The 1,632-nt window shown below is 27.1% G+C and carries 4 protein-coding genes; all 4 read right to left on the reverse strand.

Annotated elements, in window-relative coordinates; genetic code table 11:
* Positions 1-214: 214 nt before the first annotated feature.
* The gene (locus U880_RS0101600; RefSeq protein WP_024654502.1) at positions 215-400 is read right to left on the reverse strand and encodes a BlyA family holin; all 186 of its coding nucleotides are present in this window, start codon (positions 398-400) and stop codon (positions 215-217) included.
* Positions 401-475: 75 nt separating this feature from the next.
* Complete coding sequence (locus U880_RS11680) at positions 476-1,024, reverse strand: DUF685 domain-containing protein (RefSeq protein ID WP_024654503.1); 549 nt, start codon at positions 1,022-1,024, stop codon at positions 476-478.
* A gap of 13 nt (positions 1,025-1,037) precedes the next feature.
* The gene (locus tag U880_RS11685; RefSeq protein WP_024654504.1) at positions 1,038-1,361 is read right to left on the reverse strand and encodes a DUF685 domain-containing protein; all 324 of its coding nucleotides are present in this window, start codon (positions 1,359-1,361) and stop codon (positions 1,038-1,040) included.
* A gap of 16 nt (positions 1,362-1,377) precedes the next feature.
* On the reverse strand, positions 1,378-1,632 hold a 255-nt coding region (locus tag U880_RS0101615; RefSeq protein ID WP_024654505.1), incomplete at its 5' end, for a DUF735 family protein.

Raw genomic sequence — 1,632 nt, forward strand, 5'->3', positions numbered from 1 at the left:
TTGTAGGTGCATAAGGCATTGCACCATTTTCGGATGGAGTTTGCAAGTACCGTAGTTTTCAACTTGCGTTCCTATCCATAATTGCCTAAGAATAAATATATAGCAAAAACAAAATATTATCAAGTAAAAAACAAATTTTTTGTAATTTTTTAGTAGCTGAAAAAAATTATTACAGTCCAATATTACTTGGACTGTAATAACCTTTTACCAAATATCATAAATCTTCGCCTTTGTCTTTGCTTTTAAACTTGGTAATTAAGATGTTAATAATATCTTTAGTTATTGGTTTAAGAAGAAAAACAAATAATGAACCCATACCTAAAATGAATAGAGAAATAATAATCAATTTACCCCCGTCAATATTAAGTAAAAGTTCTAATAAAGCATTGAGACTTTGCATAATCCTTTAACCTCACTTTATAATAAATGGTATAGTTAAATATATATCTAAAATTAAATATAGCAAAAATAAAAATTATAATTTAAGAAGCAAAGGCATATCATCTACTCTCTTTTGCATATACCAACCTTCTAAAATATTTAATCTCAGACCTGTTCCACCATTGACACTTGAAAGCCAGAATATATTTTTTGATGATGAGGAATATTTATATTGTATCTTGACAGTTTTAGATGCTTGAGAAGTTGAACTAGATATTCCTCTAACTTGGACATTTAAGTAAATAGGTTTATCATCATATGAACTACTTGTTTCTATAATAATTTCAGCATTTTGATTTTCTTGTGATGAGTCTGAAAAGTCAAAAATATAATGACGACGTTTTAAATCATTCATATCTATAGTTTCACTATACTTATTACTATAAGATTTATATCTTGGTTGTATTGTACTAGTACTACTTGTATAGAAGTCTTCACTAATACCGGTAAGATGTTCTTGAACCTTTATTTTTTTCAAAGAAGAATAGTAAAGTCCTAGAAAATAAGTATTTTTATTTAATGTGTCTTGTTGTGATAAATCATATTCAAGTTTATTAGTAACTTTACTAAGAATAGAATCCATAACACTGGATTCATTATTTTTGAGTTTTTCTATAACTTTTTGATAAGCTTGATTTATAAAGAGTCAAGTAAAGATTTGTATTTTGTAATAATTCATTTGCAATTAGAGTTTGTATTATTTGCTTAAAATCATCGACTCCTTCGCCTTGAACGAATGTTTTTTTATGCAATTCTTTACGAAAGTCATCAAAAGTAATTGCATGACAACTAGAAAAGCCATCATCTAAAACCAATAGATCAGAGGGGTCAGTTGAGGTTCTTCTATTGAGGTTTCTAATTTCTATTGTATCATCGTGTCTTACGACGGTATCTTGTTCAGGACTTTCTTGATTAGTCATAAAATCTCCTTATTTATTATCCTTTAAATTCTCTGACGTATTCATTCTTATAGTTTTGTATTTTAAGTATTCTTCCAATAGGAATGAGTTTTTTGATAAATGCGTAAATAGAGTTTTCATATCCTTTAGGAAGTAAAGTTATAATCCATGCTTTTTTAAGAATGCGTTCATTTTCTTTAGTTTTGAATATAATTTTTTTATGAGGTGTAGTGTCTTTTTTTGACTTACTACCAACAATAAATGCTATAACATTAGTTTTAATATCGCTTTT

The organism is Borrelia hispanica CRI (assembly GCF_000500065.1).
Taxonomy (GTDB): Bacteria; Spirochaetota; Spirochaetia; order Borreliales; family Borreliaceae; genus Borrelia; species Borrelia hispanica.

Bases quoted from the DNA above. Each gene is read 5' to 3' on its own strand.
- U880_RS0101600 (WP_024654502.1), bottom strand. From the start codon at position 400: ATGCAAAGTCTCAATGCTTTATTAGAACTTTTACTTAATATTGACGGG.
- U880_RS11680 (WP_024654503.1), bottom strand. From the start codon at position 1,024: ATGGATTCTATTCTTAGTAAAGTTACTAATAAACTTGAATATGATTTA.
- U880_RS11685 (WP_024654504.1), bottom strand. From the start codon at position 1,361: ATGACTAATCAAGAAAGTCCTGAACAAGATACCGTCGTAAGACACGAT.